Origin of the sequence: Sphaerobacter thermophilus DSM 20745 (assembly GCF_000024985.1) — a bacterium.
Taxonomy (GTDB): Bacteria; Chloroflexota; Chloroflexia; order Thermomicrobiales; family Thermomicrobiaceae; genus Sphaerobacter; species Sphaerobacter thermophilus.
The window spans coordinates 176,336-198,833 of record NC_013523.1 but is presented as its reverse complement, the minus strand read 5'-3'; the positions used below and the strand labels follow the sequence as shown (position 1 = coordinate 198,833).

Below are 22,498 nucleotides of genomic sequence, written 5' to 3'. Positions count from 1 at the left end.
GGCAGGGCCGGAAGATGAAGGGACGATACCGTGGACGCAATCGTGGCGGAGCACCTGAGCAAGACCTATCCCAAGGGCGTCCGCGCGGTCGAGGATGTCTCGTTCCGGGTGGAACCAGGGGAGATCTTCGGTCTGCTCGGGCCGAACGGCGCGGGCAAGACGACGACGGTGCGCATGCTGGCCACCCTGACCAAGCCGGATGGCGGCACCGGCAGCGTGGCCGGGCACGACATCCTGCGAGACCCGGCGGGGGTCCGTCGGGCGCTCGGATATATGGCGCAGGCCTCGGGCGTCGACAAGCACGCCACCGGGCGGGAGAACCTCACGCTCCAGGCCCAACTGCACCGCGTCCCACGCAGTGAGATCCGCAAACGGGTCGACCACGTTCTGGAGTGGGTGGGACTGGCCGACGCAGCCGACCGGATGGTCCGGACCTACTCTGGCGGGATGAAGCGCCGGCTCGACATCGCGCTCGGGCTGGTGCATGAGCCGGAGGTGCTCTTCCTCGACGAGCCGACCACGGGACTCGACCCCGAGACGCGCGCGGCGCTGTGGGAAGACCTGCTCCGGCTGAAGCACGAGCGCCGCCTGGCGGTGCTTTTGACCACCCACTACCTGGACGAAGCTGACCGCCTGTGCGACCGGCTCGCGATCGTCGACCGCGGACGGGTGGTCGCCGAGGGGACCCCGGCTGAACTGAAGGCCGCGATCCGCGGCGACCGCGTGACGCTGGAAGTGGAGCAGCGGACTGCGGAGGCGGCCGCGGTCTTGGCGCCGCTCGACGGTGTGCTCGACGTCGTGCCCAATGGCCGGGAGGTGGTTGCTCGCGTGCTGCACGGGGCCACGGCCATCCCGCAGTTGGTCACGGTGCTGGAGCGGGCAGGGATCACCGTCCAGTCGGTGGCGCTGCACCGCCCCTCATTGGACGACGTGTATCTCCACCATACCGGTCACCGGATGATCTCGGACAACCTGGCCCCGGAGATGGTCGGGCAGGGGGAGGAGCGGCGCTGATGGGCTTCGTGATGGACACACTGTACCTGTTGAAGCGGCACACGCTCGCGACGGTGCGCATCCCGATCTGGGTCTTCATGTCGCTGGTGTCGCCGCTGATCTGGCTGGTGCTCTACGGACAGCTCTTCCGGCGGATCGTCGAGCTGCCGGGCTTCGGGAGCGGCTCCTACATCCAGTTCCTGACGCCCGGAGTCGTCGTCATGCTGGCGTTGTTTAGCGCGGCCTGGGGCGGAATGGGGACGCTCCAGGACCTGACCGACGGCGTGATGGACCGGATGCTCGTGACCCCGGTGAGCCGCGCGGCGTTGATCGCCTCGCGCGTGCTCCACACCGCGCTGACGGTGGCGGTGCAGGCGGCCATCATCCTGGTGGTCGGGCTGGTGATGGGCGCGCGGGTGCCGGGCGGCATCCTCGGCGCCGTCTCGGTGCTCGGGGTGTCAGCCCTACTGGCGGCCGGGATCTCGGCATTGTCGAACGGGCTGGCCCTGATCACCCGGCGTGAGGAAACGCTGATCGCGGTAGTGAACTTCTTCGCCACCCCGCTCGTCTTCCTGTCGTCCGCCTTCATCGCCACGGCGCTGATGCCGGGCTGGATCCGCGCCATCGCCCGGGCCAACCCGGTCAACTGGGCGGTGCAGGGCGCGCGCAACGCCATGGAGGCCGCAGACTGGGGCGCGGTGGCGAGCTACGGCCTGCTGCTGACCGCCTTCACGATCGCCTGCGTGCTCTTTGCGACCCAGGCGTTCCGGCTGTACCGCCGGGCGATGTGAGGAGTTTCGCGTGTTTCGTGTTTCGTGTTGCGTATTGAGCAGTCTGTAACCCGTACTGTGTGTGGCGGGCCCGCACTACGTACCACGGAACACGCAACACGGAACACGCAATACGTACTATCCGTCCCGCAGGACGTTGTTGACGCGCTCTAAGGCGACTTCGAGGCGCGTGCGCTCGCGGACGACGACGCGCTGGACCTCCAGATCCCAACCCGGCGCGCGGCGCACGGCGGCCAGGAGCGCGAGGTAGCCGGTGAGGGTATGGATCGCCTCGGCCAGCACTTCGGCCGAGAGGCGGTCGTCCGGGAGTGTTTCGGGGAGGAAGCCCACCGATCGGTCGGTGGCGCTGGCACGGAGCAGCTTTGCTTGCCGGCAGAGCGCGGCGAGTCGCCCCGGGCGTGGCCAGCGCCGGCGGTCGGTGACGGGGGCGGCCAGGGCCTCGGCGGCGATGCGGCGGAACTCCCGTGCCAGGCGGAGACGTCGCTCCGGCGCGGTCTGCGCGCGCTCGATATCGAGCAGCGCCTGCCACTCGGCGGGCCGGCTGTGCCGGCGTGTCTCACGGTCCAACGACGGAAGCGCTTCCGCCTGCCCCGCCGCGCGGGCGATGGTGATAGTGCCGACGGCTGCGACCAGGGTGAGGGTCAGGGGGACGATCGGGGCCAGATCGAGAAGGGCGGCAATCCCCGCGGCCAGGAGCGCGACGGCAGCAAACAGACCCGCGCCGAGCGCGGGCACCGCACGAGGGCGCGCCGGGGAATGGATGCGCGGCTTGGGTCGGTTCTGCATCGTCGTCTCGCCTCCCGGCCTGGCTCTTATTGTAGCAGCCGGCGGAGTGGCCGACGGCTTATCGCTCGTCGTCCGTCCCCGCGGCAAATGGGCCGGCCGGGCGCGCGTCGGTGACGCGGAGGAGCTCCTCCGCGGCGCGGACGGCGCGGCGGCGCTCCCACCAGGTCCAGGGCGCAGGGCGGCCGGTGAGCCGCCACCAGAGGTCGGCGAGCCGTGTCGTCCAGGGCACCCGTGCGCGCATGAGCAACCCTCCGTCGTCCCCATACCACCTGCGGATCGCGGCGGCATGCCCGCGGGTCGCTGCGGCGGACTCGGCTCAGAAGGATGGCTCCAGCGACTCGGCCACGACGGCACGCCATGTCTCTGGACGCCCGCCGTGCTGGGCGCGCAGGAGCCGTACGCACTCTGTGACGACCTCGTCGGCCGTGGCGGCCTGGCAGAGCATGACCGTCTCGCTCCCTGTAGTTCCCCGCGAGTCCCTGACCAGTGCCCAGATCGAGCCCTGAGTTCCCGGGAACTCCTGGATGACGAGATCGGTTCCATCGCCCTGAGGGTGGCGGAACCGCTCACGCATGATGTCATCTCCGATCTGAGGATGGGCCGGGTGGACTGCGTCGTGAGCCGGCGCAGCCGGCACCCTCATCCTTGCAGAACGAGTGCCACGCCCGGGAGCGTGGGAACGGTGTCCGCGATACAATCTGACAACAGCGCTCCGGTGGTGGGGTGCACGCCGTGAGGAGACCGCGCAGGCATGGCCGGACCCAGGGTGCGGTTCGACCCCGACATCAACTACTATCAGGTGCTCAACGTCCCGTACACGGCGACGCGGGCGGAGATCACTCGTGCCTATCGCACCCTGATGCGTTCGGCACATCCCGACCGGGCCCGCACCGAGATGGAGCGGAAGAAGGCGGAGGAGCGGGCCAAACTCCTCAACGCCGCCTACGCTGTCCTCGGCAAGCCGGAGGTGCGCCGCGAGTACGACGCCGCCATCCGCCAGCGCGCGGTCTCCGACGCGCTGATGCAGCGCTACACCGGCAACATGCCGGGCCGTCCCTCCCCCTTCATGACCCGGGAGCCGGTGTCGCCGCAGGCGCGGCGTGCCCAGCAGCGGGCCAGCCGCTCGGCGCTGCTGCACTTCCTGCTGATTACGGTCCTCTTCCTGGCCGCCATCGTCGTCGTGGTGCTGCTGGTGAGCCTCCTGCCCCAGGCGGTGCAGGCGCTGGTGGGGTGAGCGATCGCGGCCTGGCGATCCCGACCCCGTGGGAAGACGCATCGCGACTGACGCCGTTGCGGTCACTGGACAAGCGTCGCGAGGATGGCGCGGGCGGGGTCACAGGCGCCCACGCATCAGATGCAGCGCGATGCGCGGCGGCATCGCACGTGCCTGTGGATCTGGCCATGTCGCGGTACGATCAGCGGCGCGACATGCGCCGTGGGCAGCGCGGCGATTCCCGAATATGCGATCATGGGGTGACTGGGTGCGGCGTGCCCGAGTGGTGTGCCTGATCTGGTGAAGGAGAGGGATGCGACCGTGGATGGGGAGGAGAGAGGGGCGATTCCCAGCGAGGCAGAGGTAGTGGTCATCGGGGCCGGAGTGACCGGCTGCTCGGTCGCCTACCAGCTCGCCATGCGCGGCAAGCAGGTCGTGGTGCTCGACAAGCGCGGCATCTGCTCCGGCGCCTCGGGCCGCAACGGCGGGTTGACCGGCGCCGGGTCGTCGTTGCACTCGGCGGCGGGCCGTGCCGTCTACGCCCTGACCCGCGAGAACCTGCGAATGCTGCAGGAAGACCTGGCGCGGGAGCTGGACGACGACTTCTCCCTGCGCCTGCCTGGCACGCTCGATATCGCCACCACCGAGGAGCAGTACAAGCACCTGGAGGAGAGTGTCCGGCGTCAGCAGGAGCACGGGATCGACGTGGAACTGCTGGACCCCCAAGAGGTGCGGGAGCTGGTCCCGGTGGTGTCGGATAACATCCTCGGCGCGAAGCTCGCGCGCGGGCACGGACATCTCTGGCCGTTCCAGCTCGTCCACGCGCTGGCCCGTGGCGCGCGCCACTACGGGGCGCGCTTCGTCACGCACACGCCGGTCACGCGCATCCTGACAAGCGGCGGTGCGGTCGCTGGGGTGGAGACGACCGCCGGGACGATCACGACCGGGACCGTGGTCGTGGCCGCCAACGCCTGGACGCCCCAACTCCTGCCCGACCTGCCACAGGGGGCGCTGGTGCCGGCGCGGGGGCAGATCCTCGTGACGCAGCCGGTGCCGCCGGTCCTGCCGCATCCGTTCGGGACCAACTTCGATAAGGAGTACGGGCGGCAGACGCCGACGGGGCAGATCCTCTGCGGCGGCTTCCGCCGGCTGGACGAGAACGAGGGGCTGGGGCTCTACGCCGAGCAGACGACACCGCCGGTGCTCGGGGGGATCGCCCGGTGCCTGACGTCCCTCTTCCCGAGACTTGGCCCGCTGCGGGTGGTGCGCGCCTGGGCCGGGATCATGGGCTTCACCGCCGACGGCCTGCCCCTCATCGGCCCCTACGGGGACACGAAAGGACTGTATGTGGCCGCAGGCTTCAACGGCGGCGGGTTCTCCTGGGCCGTGGCGACCGGGAAGGCCCTGGCGCAGTTGATCGTCCAGGGGATCAGCGCCTTCGACCTCACGCCGTTCGACCCGAACCGCTTCGCCCGCGCCGGGGTGTCGTGGGAGAACCCCTTCACCGCCGGGGAGCGCAACAACCCGCGCGGGGTGATCTCCGGGGCGTGAGCAAGGCGGCTGGTTGTTATGTGAGGCACGCGCCCGGGGGTGAACCCCCGGGCTGACAAGGCGAAGCCCGCTAAAGCGGGCTGGGGGGATTGGGCTCAGACCCCGGTGATATGGTGTCCGCCGGTTGGTTCGGGCCCGGGGATAAATCCCCGGGCTGAATAGGGAAAGCCCACTAAAGGGGCTCCTCTGACCCGCGCCTCGACTGACGCGATCCGGCCTCCCACCGGACACCGTGTCCCTAGTCCCTTCAGTGGACTTCGCCGTGTCAGCCCGGGGATTTATCCCCGGGCACATGCCGGGCACCGGGTACTCCACGCCAGAGTGGCGGCCTTCATCGATCCCCGCCGGCTTCAGCCGGCTTTCATTGTGAGCCCGGGAGTTCACTCCCGGGCTCATGCCACGGCGCGGGATCCTTCGCGCCACCTGCCTTGGGTACTGCCGACATGCTACGCGGCTCCCGGCTACCGCGATCCAGGTCGGTGCTACTTCCCGATACAGAAGCGGGCGAAGATCTCGTCGAGGATGGTCTCGCTGACCTGCTCGCCGGTGATCTCGCCGACGGCGAGGAGAGCGTCGCGCACGTCCACCGCAACCAGGTCCAGCGGGATCTCAGCGTCCAGCGCGGCGCGGGCCTGCCGGATGCTCTCCAGGGCGCGGGTGAGGGCTTGCTGCTGGCGCAGCGTCACCAGCGCCGGCGCGGCCCCTTCGGCGGCTCTGGCGATGAGCGCCTCGGCCAGAGTTGCTTCGAGCTGGGCGATCCCCTCGCCGGTGCGGGTTGAGACCTCCACCACCGGAGCGCCGGGGAGGAGGGCGCGGATCTCGTCGTGGTCGTGGCGATCCGGCAGGTCGCGTTTGTTGAGGACGAGGACCAGCCGGTCGTGGCCGTCGGAGGCGACGCGGCGCTGCAGCAGCTCGGCCACGCGGAAGTCGTCGGGAGTGGGTGGCATGCTGCCGTCGAGGACGAAGATAGCCAACCCGGCGGTGTCCAGCGCGCGGCGCGAGCGGTCTATCCCCATGCGCTCGATGATGTCCTCGGTGTCGGCGATCCCGGCGGTGTCGATCAGCGTGGCGGGGATGCCCTGAAGGTTGATCGACTCCGCGATCACGTCGCGGGTCGTCCCGGCGATATCGGTCACGATCGCGCGCTCGGCGCGGAGCAACGTGTTCAGGAGGCTCGACTTGCCGACGTTGGGGCGGCCGACGATCGCGATCTGTACCCCCTCGCGGTAGAGGAGGCCGAGCCGGGCACCGGCGACGACCTCGTCGAGCGCCGCCTCGGCTCGGGCGAGAGTCCCGGTGAGGTCGAGCGGCGGGACTTCGTCCTCCGGGAAGTCGGCCGAGGCGTCGAGGTAGGCGAGGGCCTCGATCAGCGCCTCGCGGGCCGGGCCGAGCCGCCCCACCATGCGGCCGCGCAGTTCGCCAACGGCCAGGTCCAGCGAGTCGGGGGTCCGGGCGGAGACGACCGCCATGACCGCCTCGGCCTGGGCCAGGTCGATCCGGCCGTTGAGGAAGGCGCGCAGCGTGAACTCGCCGGGCTCGGCCTGGCGAGCGCCGGCCGCCAGCGTCAGTCGCAGTACTTCGCGGACGACTAGCGGGCCGCCGTGGCAGGAAATCTCGACCACGTCCTCGCGGGTGTAGCTCCGCGGTGCCGCCATGCGGGCCAGGAGCACCTCGTCGACCACGCGTTCGTCGCGGGGATCGACAACGTAGCCGTAGTAGAGGCGGTGGGATTCGAGCTGGGCGACGTCGACCGGGCGCAGGCTCCGACCGCGACGGAAGATGCGGCTGGCGATCTGGTCGGCGTCGGGGCCGCTGATGCGGACGATCCCGATACCCCCCTCACCGAGGGGGGTGGCGATGGCGCTGATGGTGTCGGCGTACATTGTGATGGCGGTTCCTCGGTGATGGTATGGGTGGTCCTCAACGGCGACGTGGCCGGGCGGGGCGCCGCTCGGCTCGGGCCAAGAACTCCTGTACCGCCTCGCGGGTCGGTACGGCATCCGGGCCGTGGCCCTGCACGCGTAACGCCGCCGCGGCCGCTGCCATACGGGCTGCGACGGTGGTCGGCTCGTGCTCGGCGCGCAGGAGGAAGAGGGTGGCCGCGAAGACATCCCCGGCGCCGATGTCCTCGACCGTCGGCACCGGATAGGCAGGCACGTCGATCACCCGGCCGCGGTCGACCACCTGGGCACCCTCCGCGCCGCGGGTGACGACGGCGATCCCCCGCGCGCCAACCGTGTTCAGCGCATCGCGCGCCAGGGTGTGCTCCTCGGAGTTGACAACGATCGCGTCGAGGCGACCAAGGATCTCATCGGGCAGGCGCAGCGGCTGGAGCGACACCCGGTGCTGTCGGCTGGTCTGCCACTGGCGCATCCAGCCCTGGGGCGTCGCGCCGAAGTAATCGGGACTGAGCCGGCCAGCCTGGCGGGCGTCGATCTCCTGGGCGACCGGGGCCAGGTGGATGACACCGGCCGAGCGCCAGGCGGGCGGCAAGCCGGTGAGGTCGATCGGACCGGCCCAGGAGTGGACCGTCTGCTGGCGGCGACCGGCGACGATGACGTTGGTGAAGACGGTCGGTGCGGCGGCCGCCTGGACGATAATGTCGATCTCCGCGGCGAAGCGGGCGAGGGCTTCGGTGATCTCGGGACCGTGCTGGGTGAAGTTGCCCCGGGTCAGGATGGCCGCGCGCAGCCCGAAGCGTGCCGCGGTCAGCGCCGCGTAGAGGGCGGTGCCTCCCAGGCTGACGGAGCCGTTCGGGTTCCGGTCGACGGTCACGTGACCTATGGCGAGGTAGTCGGGCGTCTGCTGGGCGGCCATGCGTCCATCCATCTGTCAGGCGTCAGGAGCGCCGTGAGTGTGCCGGATCGTGTCTCTCTTGCCACGCAGCGACGCGAGCGTGGGAGCCGGCACGGGACCGGTGCTCCCGCTACGGCGCTGCTGCGTGGCGGGGATCCTATTTCGGGTAGACCGTGACGCGCCGGAGAGCCCCCTCGCCGCTGCTGGAGGTGGTCACCTCCGGGTCGTCGCGCAGGGCCACATGGACCACGCGACGCTCGTTGGCGGGCATCGGCTCGAGCGAGATCGGCCGTCCGTTGCGGGCGACCTGCCGGGCCACCCGCCGGGCCAGGTTGATGAGGGACTCCTCGCGTCGGGACCGGTAGCCCTCGATGTCCAGAATGACGCGTGTCCAGGTGTCGAGGCGCTTATTGACCAGGACGTTGATCAGGTACTGAAGCTGCGCCAGGTTCTCGCCCCGCCGGCCGATCAACATTCCCAGGTCGCGGCCGTGGACATCGATGAAGACCGTGGGAGGCTCGTCCGGGCCGATCGGGATTAGCGAGGGGTTGTCGACCGCCATCACGGTGCACTGGAAACCCATGGCGCTCAGGAGTCCGTGCACGATGGACTTGACCACCTGCTCCGTCTCGGCGTCGACACGCGGAGCGCTGGCAGGCTCCGGGTAGGGACGGCTCACTGGGCGGACACCAGGGCTGGGGCGCGTCGTCGCCCCACCCCCCTTGCCCCGGCCGCGCGACGGGGCGCCGTCTTTCGCAGTCACGCGGACGAGGGCCTCCCCATCCTCCTCGTCCGACGAGTCCATCAAGATCTCGATGTGAACCTGGTCGCGCGTGCGGCCCAACTGTTCCAGGGCCAGTCGTACAGCTTCATCGACCGAGCGGGCCTGGATTTCAACGCTCCGCATCCGGATTCGGTCCATGCTCTGCCCGACACCTTTCTCCTCCTGGGTCCCGGTCCGGGGTCAATCACCTTCCGCCGATCGGTCGCGCTTCGACGGACGGGACTTGCGAGGCACCAGATCGGGACGCGGGGTCCGGGGCGGGCGCGCCGCTGCCCCGGCGCGCTGCTTCGTCGTCCGCGCGCTCCCGGCAGCCGTCGGTGTGGAGACAGGCTCCTCTTCGTTCTGCACGGGGCGCACCGCGCCGGCACGCTTGGCGGACTCCGCCATCTGCTCTTGAAGGCGCCCATTCAGGCGGGCGAACCAGCTATTCTTGGCCTGCTCCCGGGCCGCGGCCCGCTTGGCCGGGTCCTGGTAGCCCAGGCGGCGGTGCTCCGGCAGCTCAGGCAGGAACGGCAGCCAGTCGCGCATCGACCCCCAGCCGGTGATGAACCACTGCTGGATGACGCTGTAGAGCGCCGATACCGTCCAGTAAAGGACTAGCCCCGAGGGGAACTTCACGCCGAAGGCGACCACCATCAGCGGCATGAACGTCATCATGGTGTTCATCATCCGCTGCTGCGGGTCGGTGATCTTCCCCTGACCGGCGGGGCGCGTCATCTTGGTCTGCACCAACTGGAAGAGCCCAGCCATGACCGGCAGGATATAATGCGGGTCGGTGCTCGCGAGACTCGGCAGCCACATGAAGCCTTCGCCCCAGGTGCCGGTCCCGGCCTGGGACAAGCTGCGGATGGCCTCGTAGAGACCGAACAAGATCGGCAGCTGCAGGAGCATTGGCAGACAGCCTGCGGCAGGGTTGATGCCGTGCTCCTGGTAGAGCTTCATGGTCTCCTGCGAGAGCCGCTGGCGGTCCTTGCCGTACTTCTTTTGCAGCTCCTTGAGCTTGGGCTGGATCTCTTGCATCGCGGAGGTGGAGCGCACCGCCTTGACCGTCAAGGGCAGGAGCAGCGTCTTGATGAGAATGGTAAAGATAATCACCGAGAGTCCCGCGCTCCCGGTGTAGTCCGCGATGTAGCCCAGGCCGAGTTCGATCAGGCCGACGAACTCTCTCCAGAGTGGCAAGTGAGAATCCTCCTAAAGAGACCGAAGCTCACGCGCAGAGTCGCGAACGGGCAGGCTCACCGGCGATCAACTCACTCGACCGGATCGTAGCCGCCGCGTGAGAATGGGTTGCAGCGCAGGATCCGCCAAGCCGTCATCCATCCACCCTTGATGATACCGTACTTGTCGATGGCCTGGTACCCGTACTCGGAGCAGGATGGATAGAAGCGGCAGCTAGCGGGGAGCCCCGGTGAGATGACGCGCTGGTAGAAACGGATGCTCCAAAGCGCGAGTTTCTTCATTCGGGTGTGCCTCGGGTGCCAGATGCCGGCGGTGCGGGTGCTGCCGTCTGCAGCTTAGCCCGCGCCGTCAGAGTAGCGATCGCATCGAATACCTGATGATACGTCACGTCCGGGGACGCCACGGCGCCGCGGGCAATGAACACTATATCGTACCCCTGGCGCAGGCGAGGGTGCAAGTGCCGAACCGCCTCGCGCATCCAGCGTTTGACGCGGTTGCGCGCCGTGGCCTTGCCGATCCTCCGACCAACGGCGAAGCCGTACCGGTTGTGCTCGAGGTCATTGGGCAGGACCGCCATGACCACCAGCGGCGTGGCCCAGGAGCGGCCCTGCTTGCGTACGCGCTCAAACTCGAACGGTCGACGGAGGCGTAGCGCCCGCGCGATCATGATCCGTCGAATCAGCGCTGGGTCGGCTTCTTCTCGTCCGCCACCGTCAGCTTCCAGCGCCCCTTCTGCCGCCGTGCCGCCAGCACCGCCCGGCCTCCGCGCGTTCGCATCCGGCGGAGGAAGCCATGCTTGCGCTTGCGGGGGATGCGCCGTGGCTGGTACGTCCTCTTCGGCACCCTCGCTACCTTTCAGCTGATGGCCAGGTCGTTGACACGCTGACAACAAAATGACCTTGCGTGCCACGCGCTGCGCGCGGCCGCAACGGCCGCGGCCATTATACGTTTCAGTTGCAGGAGGTGTCAATTCGGACCGCCCGCGCCGCAGCGGCGGTCCGCCGGGAGGGGGGAACCGGATTGGCTGGGGGACATCGCACGGCGCTCGGCTCGGCCGCGGAACGCGGCCGGCGGGCACAACAGCCGCGCAGCGCACGCGCGCTCGTCCTCGCGCTGGTGCTCTGGCTGGCCCTGGGCGCGCTCCCCGGGCTGGCGCCGTTGCCAGCCGCCGCGGACGAGGCGTCTCCCGGCGCGGTCCTGGTCTCCCTCACGCCGGAGTTCGGTGCGGTCCCGGAGGGTATCACTGAGCTGCTCGGGGCGCCCGCAGCGGTGGTCCCGCTCGGTCCGGCGGGACTGTACCGGGTTGACTTGCCTCTAGGGATCGACCCGGACGCGGCGGCGGCCCAGCTCGCCACCGCACCGGGCGTGCGCTACGCCGAGCCGGACCGTCCGATTGCTGCCCCGCTGTCACCGGCCGCGCTCCTTGAGAATGGGGACACCCCGGGTGACTGGGGTCTGTGGCGCGTCGGCGCTCCCGACGCGTGGCGGGTAACCGACGGTGCGCCGGTCATCGTGGCCGTCCTCGACACCGGGGTCAGCCCCGATCATCCCGATCTCGCCGGCCGCGTCCTCCCAGGCTGGAACTTCGTCGATGGGAACGCCGACGCGCGTGACGACGCCGGGCACGGCACCTTCGTGGCCGGGATCATCGCCGGACGAGCGGGCGGCGGTGCGCCGGGCGTAGCGCCCGGTGCCCAGATCTTGCCGGTCAAGATCCTCAACCGCGACGCGGTCGGTTCCACTGCGAACTTCGTCGCCGGCATCGTCTACGCCGTCGATCACGGAGCGCAGGTCATCAATATCAGCGCCAACGGCATCATGGACTCCCGCGCGCTCTTCGACGCGCTGCGCTACGCGGAGGAGCGCGGGGTCGTCGTCGTGGCCTCGGTCGGCAACGAGCCGAATGGCCGCTGGAACTACCCGGCGGCGGTGCCGACGGTGCTCGCGGTGGGCGCCAGCACACCGGAGGACCAGGTCGCGTCCTTCTCCGCCTACGGTGCGTTCGTCGACCTTGTTGCACCGGGCGTCGACGTGACCAGCACCTGGTGGAGCCCTGAGGGTGGCAATGGCTACCTGACGGCTGGGGGCACGTCGGCGTCGGCGCCCTTCGTCTCCGGCGCGGCCGCGCTGCTGCTGGCCGTGCGTCCCGACCTCTCCCCAGCCGCTGTGCGCCAGATCCTCCTGGAGTCGGCGCAGGCAACCGGCCCGGACGGCATCGACGCGTTCAGCGGCTACGGTCGGCTGGATGTAGGGCTGGCGGTCCGGATGGCGATGTCAACCGCGTACGCGGCGCAGGGCCAGGTTTCGGTCGTGGATGACACGGACGGGCCGCGGCTGCGCTTCACCGCTGATGGCTTCGCGCCGGGCGAGCCGGCCACGGTCTGGCTCACCCCTCAGGACGGGCCGCGCCGGGTCTGGCGCGACCTCGCCGCCGATGCGGGCGGCGTCCTCACGGTCGATCTTGGACCTCGCCACCGGTTGCCGGAGGGCCCCTGGACGGTCACGGCCGCCGGTGAGTTCGGGACGCGGGTCAGCGCGACCTACATCCTTACCCTGGAGCCGATCCACCCGGCCTTCGTTCCCATCCCCGCTTTCGATCCCCAGCCGGATCGGGTCAACTTCCCGGAGACGGGCCACTCGCTGGCGTATGGCTTCAAGCGCTACTGGGAGGAGCGCGGCGGGTTGGCCGCCTTCGGGTTCCCGATCTCCGAGGAGTTCGCCGAGCGCGACCCGGTGACCGGGGTCGTGCACACGGTGCAGTACTTCGAGCGGGCGCGGTTTGAATACCATCCCGAGCTTGCCGGGACGCCCTTCGAGGTGTCGCTGGGCCGGGTCGGCGTGGAGGTCGCGCCGCAGGCATTCCCGACCGCCCCGGCCGAGGCTGCGTCCGACACGCGGCGCTACTTCCCTGAGACAGAGCACACTCTGAGCGGGCCGTTCCTGGAGCGCTGGGAGGCCGGCGGCGGGCTCGCCATGTTCGGCTTCCCGATCAGCGAGCCGTTCGAAGCGGGTGGCCGACTGGTGCAGTACTTCGAGCGCGCACGCTTCGAAATATCCCCACTGGGCGAATCTGGCGCTGATGTCCAGCTCGGCCGCCTCGGCGTCGACCTCGCGCGGAAGCTCGGCTATCTGCGCTGAGAAGCGAGGTGTCTCCTTATGAAGCTTGATGAAGCTTGACGAATTACCGTGCTACACCGGAGCTGCCCAGATGCCCGGTTGCCGTCATCCTGAGCGAAGCGAAGGATCTCCCCGGTGCGGGGCCGGTCTGACGCGAGATCTTTCGCTGCGCTCGGGATGACACGAGGGGGAGCAGGTTGCTGGCGGGTAGACCAAGCTAATTCGTCAACGTTCATTAGGAGCACGCACGGCGCATATCGGCTGACGGTGGCGGCGATTCGGGAGGAACATAGGGTGGCGCGCGTCCCGCACCCTGCGCAGGGATCGGCGTTTGTGGCTGCCGATTGGGGATGTCTCGGGGTTCACCCAGGCCGATACGAGCCTCTCTCCGCTTATTGGCAGCGTGACCGGTGCATCCTTCGATGCACGCTCTCCGTCAGGTCCGAGTTGTCTTCTTGCTTGTTCGGCGGCACAGGGGCGGTTATACTCCTCACCAAGCGTTGCCACGACACGCGGGGAGACCGCGCAGGGAGGGATCATGGGCCGGGCCGGCCACAGCTTCGGGCTCCTGCGTCGTAATCGGGACTTCGCCGCACTCTGGGGGGCCGAGCTGTTCTCGACGCTAGGCGACCGCGTGCACCGCGTGGCCCTCGCGGCGCTCGTCTACCGCCTGACGGGTTCCCTTACCGAGACCGGAATCGCCTTCGTCGCCACCGCACTGCCCGACCTCCTCTTCGGGCTGGCCGCCGGCAGCTTCGTCGACCGCTGGGACCGGCGCCGGGCGATGATCGTCAGCAACCTGCTGCGGGTCCCGGCGGTGGTGCTGATCCCCGTCGTGGCGCACATCCACCTCTGGCTGGTCTACCTCATTCTCTTCTGGGTGAACACGCTGGCGCTTGTGTTCCGTCCGGCCAAGACCGCCCTGTTGCCCTCGATCGTCAAGTCCGACGAACTGCACGCGGCCAACTCGCTCAACGGGATCATGGAGAACACCGCCGACGTGCTCGGCTATCCGCTGGGCGGCATCCTGGTCAGCACGGCGAGTGTCTGGTTCGGGTCGGAGCAAGGTCTGGCCGCTGCCTTCATCTTCGATGGGCTGATGTTCGTCGTGTCGGCGCTGTGCATCGCGTCAATCCGCCCCCGCGGGGCGCCGCCGGAGCGTGACGCGGTGACCAGCTCGATCTGGCACGACATGCGGGAGGGGGTCGCCTTCACCTGGCGGCAGCCGCTGGTGCGGGCCAACACGGCGGTCATGCTGCTCGGCCCGCTGACCCTTGGGGCGACCTTCCCGCTGCTGGTCGGCTACGCCTGGGAGGTGCTGGGCGGCGGTGAGTGGGAGTACTCGATGCTCGGGACCGGCATCAGCGTCGGCTCGATCCTGGCCGGGTTCTGGCTGACCAGCCTCTCGTCGGTGCGGACGGGGCTCTCCGTCGTCGTCGGCCTGGTGGTGATGGGGCTCGGGGTGATGGGCACGGCGATGGTGTCCCACCTGTGGCTAGCCGTCGCGCTCATGGCGATCAGCGGGATGGGGAGTATGATGGTGCTGGTGCCGAGCGTCACGCTGGTCCAGCGGCACACCCCGGATCGCCTGCTGGGCCGGGTCTTCGCCGTCCGCTCGACCCTGATCTTTGCGGCGATGATCATCACCAACGCTGTCGGTGGCGTCGCCGGTGAGCGGTTCGGGGTCCGGGAGTCGCTTTTCTTCTGTGGCTCCGCGCTCGTCGCCCTCGTGCTACTGGCCTCCGTGTTCCCCTCAGTGCGCGCCAGCGATACGCCTCCCATGCTGGCGGACGAACCCCAGGTCGCGATGGACGAGGCTTGACGCGCGAGGTGGTCCACCGGTTCCCATGGGGAGATCGGGGTCCGGATGCCCATTGTCGCGACAGGTGGTGTGACGGGTTCCCTCGCCATGGTGCGTGCCGGGGGCGAGTGCCGTGACCATCTTCGCGCCGTGCTCAGGGCCCGGGGGTGACCCCCGTGCTCACAAGGAAAAGCCGGCTAAAGCCGGCTGGGGCGGAGCAGTGCTTTCACCCAGGTGATGGGGTGCCCGCCGCCCAGTTCGTGCCCCGGGGGAAATCCCCGGGCTGACACGGCGAAGCCCACTGAAGGGGCTGGGGTCACGGCTCTCGGCAGGATGCCGGAACGGATACACCGGCATGTCGGCATCATAGCCCCTTCAGTGGGCTTACCCCTATTCAGCCCGCCGGCTTTAACGCTTGGTGTGAGTTGTGGCGCGGCGCCTAGCACGCGAGCAGGTCCGGCACCGCCAGCAGCGGCCGTCCCCGCTGCCGATTCAGCCAGCAGCAGAGATTGTGCAGCGCCACCCGGGCCGCCAGCCGCGCCTAGAAGCCCGCCAGGGTGTGCAGCCGCTCCCGCTCGAGGCCGAAGGTGTGCCGCAGCCGCCCGATGACCGTCTCCACGATCTGGCGATGGCGGGCCACCCAGCGGCGGACCGCCTTGGGCCAGCGCCGCCGACTGCCTCGCTGCGGAGTGGCCACCAGCGTCACCCCGTAGGTGGCCGCCAGGTGCGCCTCGTAGCCCTCACCGCCAAAGCCACTGTCGGCCAGCTCGATCCCGACCGGGCTGCCGACACTGGGCAGGCGGGGATCGGGGTGCGCGCGGGCAGCGATCAGGGTCTCGGCCAGGGGGCGCTCGTTGGTGCTGGCCGGGGCCACGCCCCAGCCGGTGATCGCCCCCTCCAGGCTGACCGCGGTCAGCACGCGGAAGCCGGCGAACCAGCCCAGGCGCAAGCTGAAGCCGATATTGGCCTCGCCCGCCAACCAGCCCCGCCCGCGGCGCTTGGCATTGCGCACCGGGGCCGGCGCCACATCGAGCACATCCACCGCCACTGGCCCCCGGCCAAGTTGGTCTGCCAGGTAGAGGGCGAACTGGGCCAGGGCGGCCTGATGCCGCCGCAGCAGGCGGTGGTCTTGGCTGCGATGCGGCAGGGTCGGGAAGGAGGGGCGCAGGTGCCGCTCGGCGTAGCGAGAGCAGTCCTGCTCACTGGAGAACGTCATCCACTGCCCGAAGATGGCCAGGGTCAGCACCTCGCTGCGGCTCAGGGCCGGCGCGGGGCCGGGCCGCGTCTCGGGCTCCAGCTCGGTCTGGCAGCAGGTGTCGACCAGGACGGGGACTGGGGTCAGGAAGGTGTCCACCGTCATCGGGAGCTCCGCTCGTGGCAGCGACGGAAGAACACGCTGGTATGGCGGTGGACACCTTCGCTGTCAAGGGATACGACATGCCCCCGACTAACTCACGCCAAGCGTTTTAGCCCCGGGCACATACTGCCGTGTCGGTCCCTCGCAGCACCTACGCCGGAGCACGGGCGGGCAACACCATCACACCCGGCCCTACCGGTGCTGTCGGTCACTTTGCTACCATTATGTAACCCACATCCCCGCAGGCATCGTCCTCGTGGCATCATGTCGGGTGGGTGAAGGGACGCGGATTGTGGCGAGTCAGGACAGGCCGGCCGCGGCGCCCGCGCCGGCCGCACCGCCGGGACCGGACGGCCGGCGGCTCATCGCGCCAACCGACCTGGCGCAGTTCATCCGGCTGGACCAGTGCCAGCGCTACCTGCGGCTCCGGCTGCACGAGCGCGTGGTCGGGTCCCGATTCATGCGCGACTACGACGTTATCCCCCAGTCGCTCCCGCCATTGCTCACCCGCTCCGGCCGCGCGTTCGAGCAGCGCGTTGAGGCGGCTATCGAGGCGACGACCCGCACGGTCCGGTTCGCCGCGCCGGAGGGAGCCAGCGACCGCGCGCCGGACAACGCGGCAGTGCTCGACATCATCCGTGATCTGCCGCCGGGCGAGGCCGTGGTGCTGTTCCAACCCCGACTGGCTGCCACCATCGGTGACTGGCACCTGCGCGGCGATGCCGACATCCTGCGACTCGCACGTGACGACGGCGGCAACCTCACCGCACTGATCGCCGACATCAAGAGTTCCACCGCCGCGCGGCTGGAGCACCGGTTACAGGTGGCCTGCTATGGCGAGATGCTGGGGGCGATCCTGGCCGAGGCCGGCATCGCCTGCGAGCGTTGTGACCTCGCAGTCCTCTACCGTGGCTCTCCCCACACCGAACGGGAGATGCGCGCCGAGGAGGCGGAGGAGCGTGCCCGCCAGCGCGAGGCGGCGCGGGACATCTTCGGCATCGACGACGCCTTCCTCGACATCATCCCAGACCCCGAGAGCTTCCGCGAAGCGGTCCATGACCTGGTGACCGGGCCGGAATCGCTGGCCCGGCGGGTCGCCGAAGCCGACTTCGCGGCGCTCCCGTTTCACTTGACCTACCGCTGCGATGGCTGCCTCTACAACGAGTTCTGCATGAAGTGGAGTGCGGAGCAGGACGACCTGTCGCTCCTGCCCCACCTGACGCCGTTCGACAAGACGGCCCTGCGCCGGGCCGGCATCGACCGCGTGCGCGATCTGGCGCTGCTCAAGCAGCCGGCGAACGGGGTCAACGGCGATCTCGTCCCGGGCGCGGGGAAGGAGGATCTGATCCGCCAGCTCGCAACCACCTGGCCGGTCGGGCCGCGGCTGGACGAGCTGGTCCACCGAGCGCGCCGCTATCGCCACTGGAAGGGCGAGCACATGCCGGCGCCCTCCGCCATCCCGAGCAAGGGCTACGGCTCGCTGCCCTACCGCGATGCCCAGCACAACCCGAACCTGGTCTGCGTCTACATCGACGCCCAGCACGACTACCTGCACGACCGCATCTACCTGCTCGGCGCGCGGGTCGTGGCGCACGAGGGCGGCGTCCCGGTTAGGACGAAGAACATCGTCCACCTCAGCGACGGACCGCCCGACAGCCCGGCCAAGGAGGAAGCGGTTTTCCTCCGCTGGATCCGCGACACCGTGCGCGCTATCGTGTCGCTTGCCGCACCGGACGAGACGGGCAGGCGCGAGGCACCGATCCATCTGATCTTCTACGACCGGCACGAGCAGCGGCTGCTCCTCGAAGGACTGGCGCGCCACTTCGAGGCGATCCTCGGGGCGACCCCGCTCTACGACTTCGTGACGCAGCTCGCCGCCTTCGACTCGCCCCTCGTCACCTTCCTGGACCAGGAGATCCGCGAGCTGAAGAACTACCCGATGGTGTGCCAGTCGCTCCACGCGGTTGCCGCCTACCTGAATTTCGATTGGAACAAGCCCGAGCCGTACCGGGAGATCTTCCGCGCCCGGCTGTTTGATTTCTGGGGCAAGCTGGACCGGGACGACGTCGACCCCGAGGCGCGAAGGCGCTGGTATTTCCGGCGCGCCCGCTTCGGCAGCGACATCCCGCTGGAATACGCATACGCCGCCTGGGGCGAGCTGCCCGAGCCGCCGGAGAAGGGCCGGGACGACTACGCACCGTACCGCGGCGTCACCCGGGATCTCCTGCTCGGATTCCAGGCCCGGCGCCTGGAGGCGATGGAGCACATCGCCGCCGACTTCCCCGGCAACAAGCAGACGACCAAGACCAGCTTCCACCTCCCCGACCTGGCGACGTTCGAGGAGAAAGCCCGCACGCTGGGCCAGGCGATGGAGGAGTTCGTCATCATCGAGCGGCACGTCCAGCTCGGTTCCTGGAAGGCAGCGCGGCTCGCCCCGCCCGAGCGGCGGGTCCTGGCCGGCGAGACGCTGCTGGTGCGCTACCGCGCCGATGACCAGTCGCCCGAGGTCCGCCACACGATGCGCGAGATCGAGCGGCGGCTGAAGCTCCGGCAGGAGTACGAGGAGGAGTACCGTCGCAAGAATCCGGACGCCACGCGGGTCAAGCTGACGAAAGAACAGCTCGAGGCGTGCAAGGTGGAGGAGCTGATCGACCGGCTGCCGGTGAGGCTCCGCGTCGAAATGGAGGGGGTCGACGGCGACCTCGATGAGGTCCTTGCGCTCTCGACGCTCAAGCCGGACGACAGCGTCATCGTCTGCCCGCGCTGGACGGTCGACTCGCGCCTGCCGGAGAATGAGCAGACGCCCTTCACGCCGACGCCGAAGCAGATGCTGTACCGAATGCGGGCCAGGATCCAGCGCATCACGGTCGAGCGCGACGACCAAGGCCGGGCTACGCAGGCATCCATCGACGTGGAGCTCGCCAATGCCTATGGCGGTAACTGGTCACGTGGGTTCGTCTTCCCCTCCTACCCCGAGCCGCTGCGGGACGGCGAGGTCTATACGCTCGACCCCGACCCGAACAACTGGAACGGGTACTACGCCCTGAAGGTCTCCGAGGGGCTGGCGCGCGGCGAACCGAACACGCTCTACGAGCGGCTGGTGGATCTCGACGGGGTGACGGTGGACTGGCCGGCGGCCGCGGCCGAGGGCCAGCGCCGCTTCCTGGCCGGGCTTGATGCTTTCCACGAAGCGGGGCACCTCCACCCCTTCGAGGAGAGCAAGCGCGCCTACATCGGCGACCACGGCGCCGACCCGGTGCTGCTGGTCCAGGGTCCACCGGGCACCGGCAAGAGCTACACCACCGGGTTTGCCGTGCTCGCCCGGCTGCAGGGCGCGCTCGCTGCCGGCCGCGACTGCCGCGTGCTGGTTTCCTGCAAGACCCACGCGGCGACCAGGGTCGCGCTGCAGCAGATCGCCGCGGCGCAGCGCCGCCTTGACCTCCTGGCCGGACGCGACCGAAACCTCTTCATGCGCTACTTCGACCCGCGCCTGCTGACGGTGCCGCTCTTCCAGATCCGGCTCCGTGAAGATGTCCCTGGGGCGATCCGTCTTGACGCCGAGAGAGGGAGTTGGGACCGACTGGCGGGTGAGCGCTGGTGCGTTGCGGCCGCGACACCCGGGGCAGTCTACCGTTTGGTGAGCAAGCGATGGGGCAGCCAGAGCCTCTTCGGCCACGACCTCTTCACCTGCCTGGTGCTCGACGAGGCCTCGCAGATGAGCCTGCCCGAGGCGGCCATGGCCGCGCTACCGCTCGCGCCGGACGGCCAGCTCATCGTCGTCGGCGACCACCGTCAGCTCCCGCCGATCGTGCACCACTCCTGGGATACCGAGCCGCGCCGAACCTTCCAGGAATTCCGCACCTATCAGTCGCTCTTCCTGGCGCTGCGTGAACTCAACCCGCCGATGATCAAGTTCAGCCAGAGCTTCCGGCTCCACGCCGACATGGCCGCGTTCCTCCGCCGTGAAGTCTACGAGCAGGACGGTATCCCCTACTTCTCGGAGAAACGCGACGTGCTGGAGCCGCGCCCGCACCCGGACCCGTTCGTCGCCGCGGTCCTGTCGCCCGAGCACCCGATGGTCGTGGTGGTCCACGACGAGGACACCAGCCAGGTGCGCAATCCGTTCGAGCAGGAACTCATCACCCCGATCCTGCAGGCTCTGGCCGACCCGGCGGTCTACAACCTGGACCCGGAGCGTGGGCTGGGTGTCGTCGTCCCGCACCGCGCCCAGCGCGCGGCGCTGCAGGACGCCCTCCCGGCGCTGAGCCGCATCGACCCCGACACCGGCGCGATCGCCCTCAGCGCCATCGACACCGTGGAGCGCTTCCAGGGCGGGGAGCGGACGGCCATCGTCGTCTCCGCCACCGAGAGCGACCGCGACTACCTCCTGACCGCTGGAGAGTTCCTGCTAGACCCGCGCCGCCTCACCGTCGCGCTGAGCCGGGCACAGCGCAAGATCATCCTCGTGGCCTCCCGCTCGGTCTTCGACCTCTTCAGCGCCGACGAGACGATCTTCGCCAACGCGCTTCTCTGGAAGCACCTCCTGCGCCGCACCTGCACCGTGAAGCTCTGGTCCGGCGAGCGCGCCGGGCACCGGGTGGAAGTGTGGGGTAACGCGAAGACGGCACCCGCTCCCTAGCTCCTTCTCTCAACTGCCGGGGAGGGGGAAGCGATCGCGTATTCCGTATTGCGCAAGTCAGCCCTTTCAGGAGCGAGAGAAGAGGCCATCGCACGACACGGAACACGGAACACGCAATACGCAACACCCAGTACGCGCCTGATCTCCCCCTCCCAACCCTGGGGAGGAGACCGGGGGTGGGGGCCGTCCGCCCCGTCTACTCCTCGGGGAACGGCAAGGCAATGGTGTCGCGGGACTTGCGCTCGCCTGTGAAGCGTGCGAGGCGGATCTCCTCGTCGGGCAGGCCCGCGGCGGTCCCCTCGTCGATGAACTCGGCCATGACCATGCCCAATGCGGGACCCCACATCATCCCGTGGCCGCCCGCCGCCAGGACGAAGAAGCCCTGGCGCGGCTCGTCGATGATCGGCAGGTGGTCCGGCGTGTAGTCGATCGAGGCGGCCCAGGCGCGAGAGATCGGTTTCCCGGCCAGCGACGGCCAGATCGCCTCCCACACCGGACGCGCTCGCTCGTGGTACTCCCAGTCGTAGGTGATCTGATAGCGCCCGCTCCGGTCGGCCCGCTCCTCCGGGTTGCTCATGCCGAGCAGCGCTCCCTGCTCCTCCGGCCGCACGTAGATCCCCTCGGACAGGGCGAACGAGAGGGGGAAACGCCCTGCCGGCTGCTGGTCGACCTCGGCGAAGGTGATGATCTGGTGGCGCGCCGCCGAGACGGGCACCTGCACGTCGAGCATCGCCCCGAGGTCACGCACGCCGCGCGGCCCGGCGGCATTCAGCACCCGCCCCGTCTCCAGCACGCCGCGCGTCGTGTGAACCCGGTAGCCGCTCCCGGCCGGCTCGATCTGCTCCACGGTGCATTCTTCGAACAGGTCGATCGCCTCCTCCCGGTGCACCGCGTAGGTGATGTTCCGCGCCACGATGGGTGGGTGCACGTAGCCGTCATTCGGCGTGTAGACCGCACCGCGGAAGCGGTCCCAGTCGACCATCGGGAAGCGGCGCTTGCCCTCGTCCGGATCGACCCACTCGTTCTCAACCCCACAGCGGCGCCGCAGTTCGAGCAGGTCGCGGAACGCCTTTTCTTCCTCCTCGGTCGAGGCCAGGATGTAGTAGCCGGTTTCGAAAAAGCCGCTCCCCAGCCCCAGCTCCTGGCCCAGCCGCTGGTACAACTCCAGCGACCAGTGGCCGAGCTTCACCGCCGTCTCCGAGCCGCCCTGCGCCCGGATCATCCCGGCCGACCGGCTGGTGGCACCAAACCCCGCCCAGTACCGCTCGCAGACCGCGATCCGGCCGAAGCCGCGCTTTGCCAGGTGGTACGCGGTCCACAGACCGAGATTCCCGCCCCCGACGATCACGATCTCGTAGGTCGTTGCCATCACTCACTCCCCGTCATACCAACCATGTCACCCTGCACCGTCGGCACCCAATACCTGTCATCCTCAGCCGAGCCGTTACCAACGTCCGAGCTTTGTCATCCTGAGCGAAGTGACGGATCTCG

General features: G+C 69.3%; 18 protein-coding genes and 1 pseudogene. 7 read left to right on the top strand and 12 right to left on the bottom strand.

Annotation, left to right across the window (positions count from 1 at the left end; genetic code table 11):
* Positions 1-30 precede the first annotated feature (30 nt).
* Together STHE_RS00865 and STHE_RS00860 are read left to right on the top strand one after the other, a co-directional pair.
* The gene (locus STHE_RS00865) at positions 31-1,014 is read left to right on the top strand and encodes a daunorubicin resistance protein DrrA family ABC transporter ATP-binding protein (RefSeq protein ID WP_012870663.1); all 984 of its coding nucleotides are present in this window, start codon (positions 31-33) and stop codon (positions 1,012-1,014) included.
* A complete protein-coding gene (locus tag STHE_RS00860; RefSeq protein WP_012870662.1) occupies positions 1,014-1,784 on the top strand; it encodes an ABC transporter permease in 771 nt (256 codons plus the stop codon). The genes STHE_RS00865 and STHE_RS00860 overlap by 1 nt, the downstream gene beginning before the upstream one ends.
* Positions 1,785-1,901: 117 nt before the next feature.
* On the opposite strand, the gene STHE_RS00855 is transcribed toward STHE_RS00860, so the two are convergent.
* From STHE_RS00855 to STHE_RS00845, 3 genes are all read right to left on the bottom strand, one after another.
* A complete protein-coding gene (locus STHE_RS00855; protein ID WP_012870661.1) occupies positions 1,902-2,570 on the bottom strand; it encodes a hypothetical protein in 669 nt (222 codons plus the stop codon).
* 58 nt (positions 2,571-2,628) lie between these two features.
* Positions 2,629-2,811: a hypothetical protein gene (locus STHE_RS00850; protein ID WP_012870660.1), complete on the bottom strand. Its 183-nt coding sequence runs from the start codon at positions 2,809-2,811 to the stop codon at positions 2,629-2,631.
* 75 nt (positions 2,812-2,886) lie between these two features.
* The gene (locus STHE_RS00845; RefSeq protein ID WP_012870659.1) at positions 2,887-3,144 is read right to left on the bottom strand and encodes a hypothetical protein; all 258 of its coding nucleotides are present in this window, start codon (positions 3,142-3,144) and stop codon (positions 2,887-2,889) included.
* A gap of 177 nt (positions 3,145-3,321) precedes the next feature.
* Between STHE_RS00845 and STHE_RS00840 the strand changes: the two genes are divergently transcribed.
* On the top strand, positions 3,322-3,804 hold the full coding sequence (locus tag STHE_RS00840; RefSeq protein ID WP_012870658.1) for a J domain-containing protein: 483 nt from the start codon (positions 3,322-3,324) through the stop codon (positions 3,802-3,804).
* A gap of 300 nt (positions 3,805-4,104) precedes the next feature.
* Entirely contained in the window at positions 4,105-5,334 is a 1,230-nt protein-coding gene (locus tag STHE_RS00835; RefSeq protein ID WP_012870657.1) for an NAD(P)/FAD-dependent oxidoreductase, read from the top strand.
* 482 nt (positions 5,335-5,816) lie between these two features.
* Here STHE_RS00835 and mnmE read toward each other — a convergent pair whose 3' ends face one another.
* From mnmE to rpmH, 7 genes are all read right to left on the bottom strand, one after another.
* Complete coding sequence (mnmE, locus tag STHE_RS00830) at positions 5,817-7,217, bottom strand: tRNA uridine-5-carboxymethylaminomethyl(34) synthesis GTPase MnmE (protein ID WP_012870656.1); 1,401 nt, start codon at positions 7,215-7,217, stop codon at positions 5,817-5,819.
* 37 nt (positions 7,218-7,254) lie between these two features.
* Positions 7,255-8,151, bottom strand: coding sequence for a PfkB family carbohydrate kinase (locus STHE_RS00825; protein ID WP_012870655.1), 897 nt, complete (start codon positions 8,149-8,151; stop codon positions 7,255-7,257).
* 136 nt (positions 8,152-8,287) lie between these two features.
* Positions 8,288-9,037, bottom strand: a complete 750-nt coding sequence (gene jag, locus STHE_RS00820; protein WP_012870654.1) for an RNA-binding cell elongation regulator Jag/EloR — start codon at positions 9,035-9,037, stop codon at positions 8,288-8,290.
* A 57-nt stretch (positions 9,038-9,094) separates the two neighbouring features.
* The gene (locus STHE_RS00815) at positions 9,095-10,093 is read right to left on the bottom strand and encodes a YidC/Oxa1 family membrane protein insertase (RefSeq protein ID WP_012870653.1); all 999 of its coding nucleotides are present in this window, start codon (positions 10,091-10,093) and stop codon (positions 9,095-9,097) included.
* Between the two features lie 71 nt (positions 10,094-10,164).
* Positions 10,165-10,374, bottom strand: coding sequence for a membrane protein insertion efficiency factor YidD (yidD, locus tag STHE_RS00810; RefSeq protein WP_012870652.1), 210 nt, complete (start codon positions 10,372-10,374; stop codon positions 10,165-10,167).
* Positions 10,371-10,760 carry a ribonuclease P protein component gene (gene rnpA / locus STHE_RS17635; RefSeq protein ID WP_012870651.1) on the bottom strand — a complete coding sequence of 130 codons (390 nt, stop codon included), beginning with the start codon at positions 10,758-10,760 and terminating at the stop codon, positions 10,371-10,373. Before rnpA ends, yidD begins: the two co-directional genes overlap by 4 nt.
* 11 nt (positions 10,761-10,771) lie before the next feature.
* Positions 10,772-10,936 (bottom strand): 50S ribosomal protein L34, encoded by a 165-nt coding sequence (rpmH, locus tag STHE_RS00800; protein ID WP_012870650.1) that lies wholly within the window; start codon positions 10,934-10,936, stop codon positions 10,772-10,774.
* Between the two features lie 177 nt (positions 10,937-11,113).
* On the opposite strand from rpmH, the gene STHE_RS00795 reads away from it, so the two are divergent.
* Positions 11,114-13,231 (top strand): S8 family peptidase, encoded by a 2,118-nt coding sequence (locus tag STHE_RS00795; protein WP_012870649.1) that lies wholly within the window; start codon positions 11,114-11,116, stop codon positions 13,229-13,231.
* A gap of 517 nt (positions 13,232-13,748) precedes the next feature.
* On the top strand, positions 13,749-15,032 hold the full coding sequence (locus tag STHE_RS00790; RefSeq protein ID WP_012870648.1) for an MFS transporter: 1,284 nt from the start codon (positions 13,749-13,751) through the stop codon (positions 15,030-15,032).
* Positions 15,033-15,450: 418 nt separating this feature from the next.
* Here the strand turns inward: STHE_RS00790 and STHE_RS00785 are convergent.
* Positions 15,451-16,371: pseudogene (locus tag STHE_RS00785) on the bottom strand (transposase).
* A gap of 289 nt (positions 16,372-16,660) precedes the next feature.
* Between STHE_RS00785 and STHE_RS00780 the strand changes: the two are divergent.
* Positions 16,661-21,007 (top strand): bifunctional RecB family nuclease/DEAD/DEAH box helicase, encoded by a 4,347-nt coding sequence (locus tag STHE_RS00780; protein WP_012870646.1) that lies wholly within the window; start codon positions 16,661-16,663, stop codon positions 21,005-21,007.
* 196 nt (positions 21,008-21,203) lie between these two features.
* On the opposite strand, the gene STHE_RS00775 is transcribed toward STHE_RS00780, so the two are convergent.
* The gene (locus STHE_RS00775; RefSeq protein WP_012870645.1) at positions 21,204-22,376 is read right to left on the bottom strand and encodes an NAD(P)/FAD-dependent oxidoreductase; all 1,173 of its coding nucleotides are present in this window, start codon (positions 22,374-22,376) and stop codon (positions 21,204-21,206) included.
* Between the last annotated feature and the right edge of the window lie 122 nt (positions 22,377-22,498).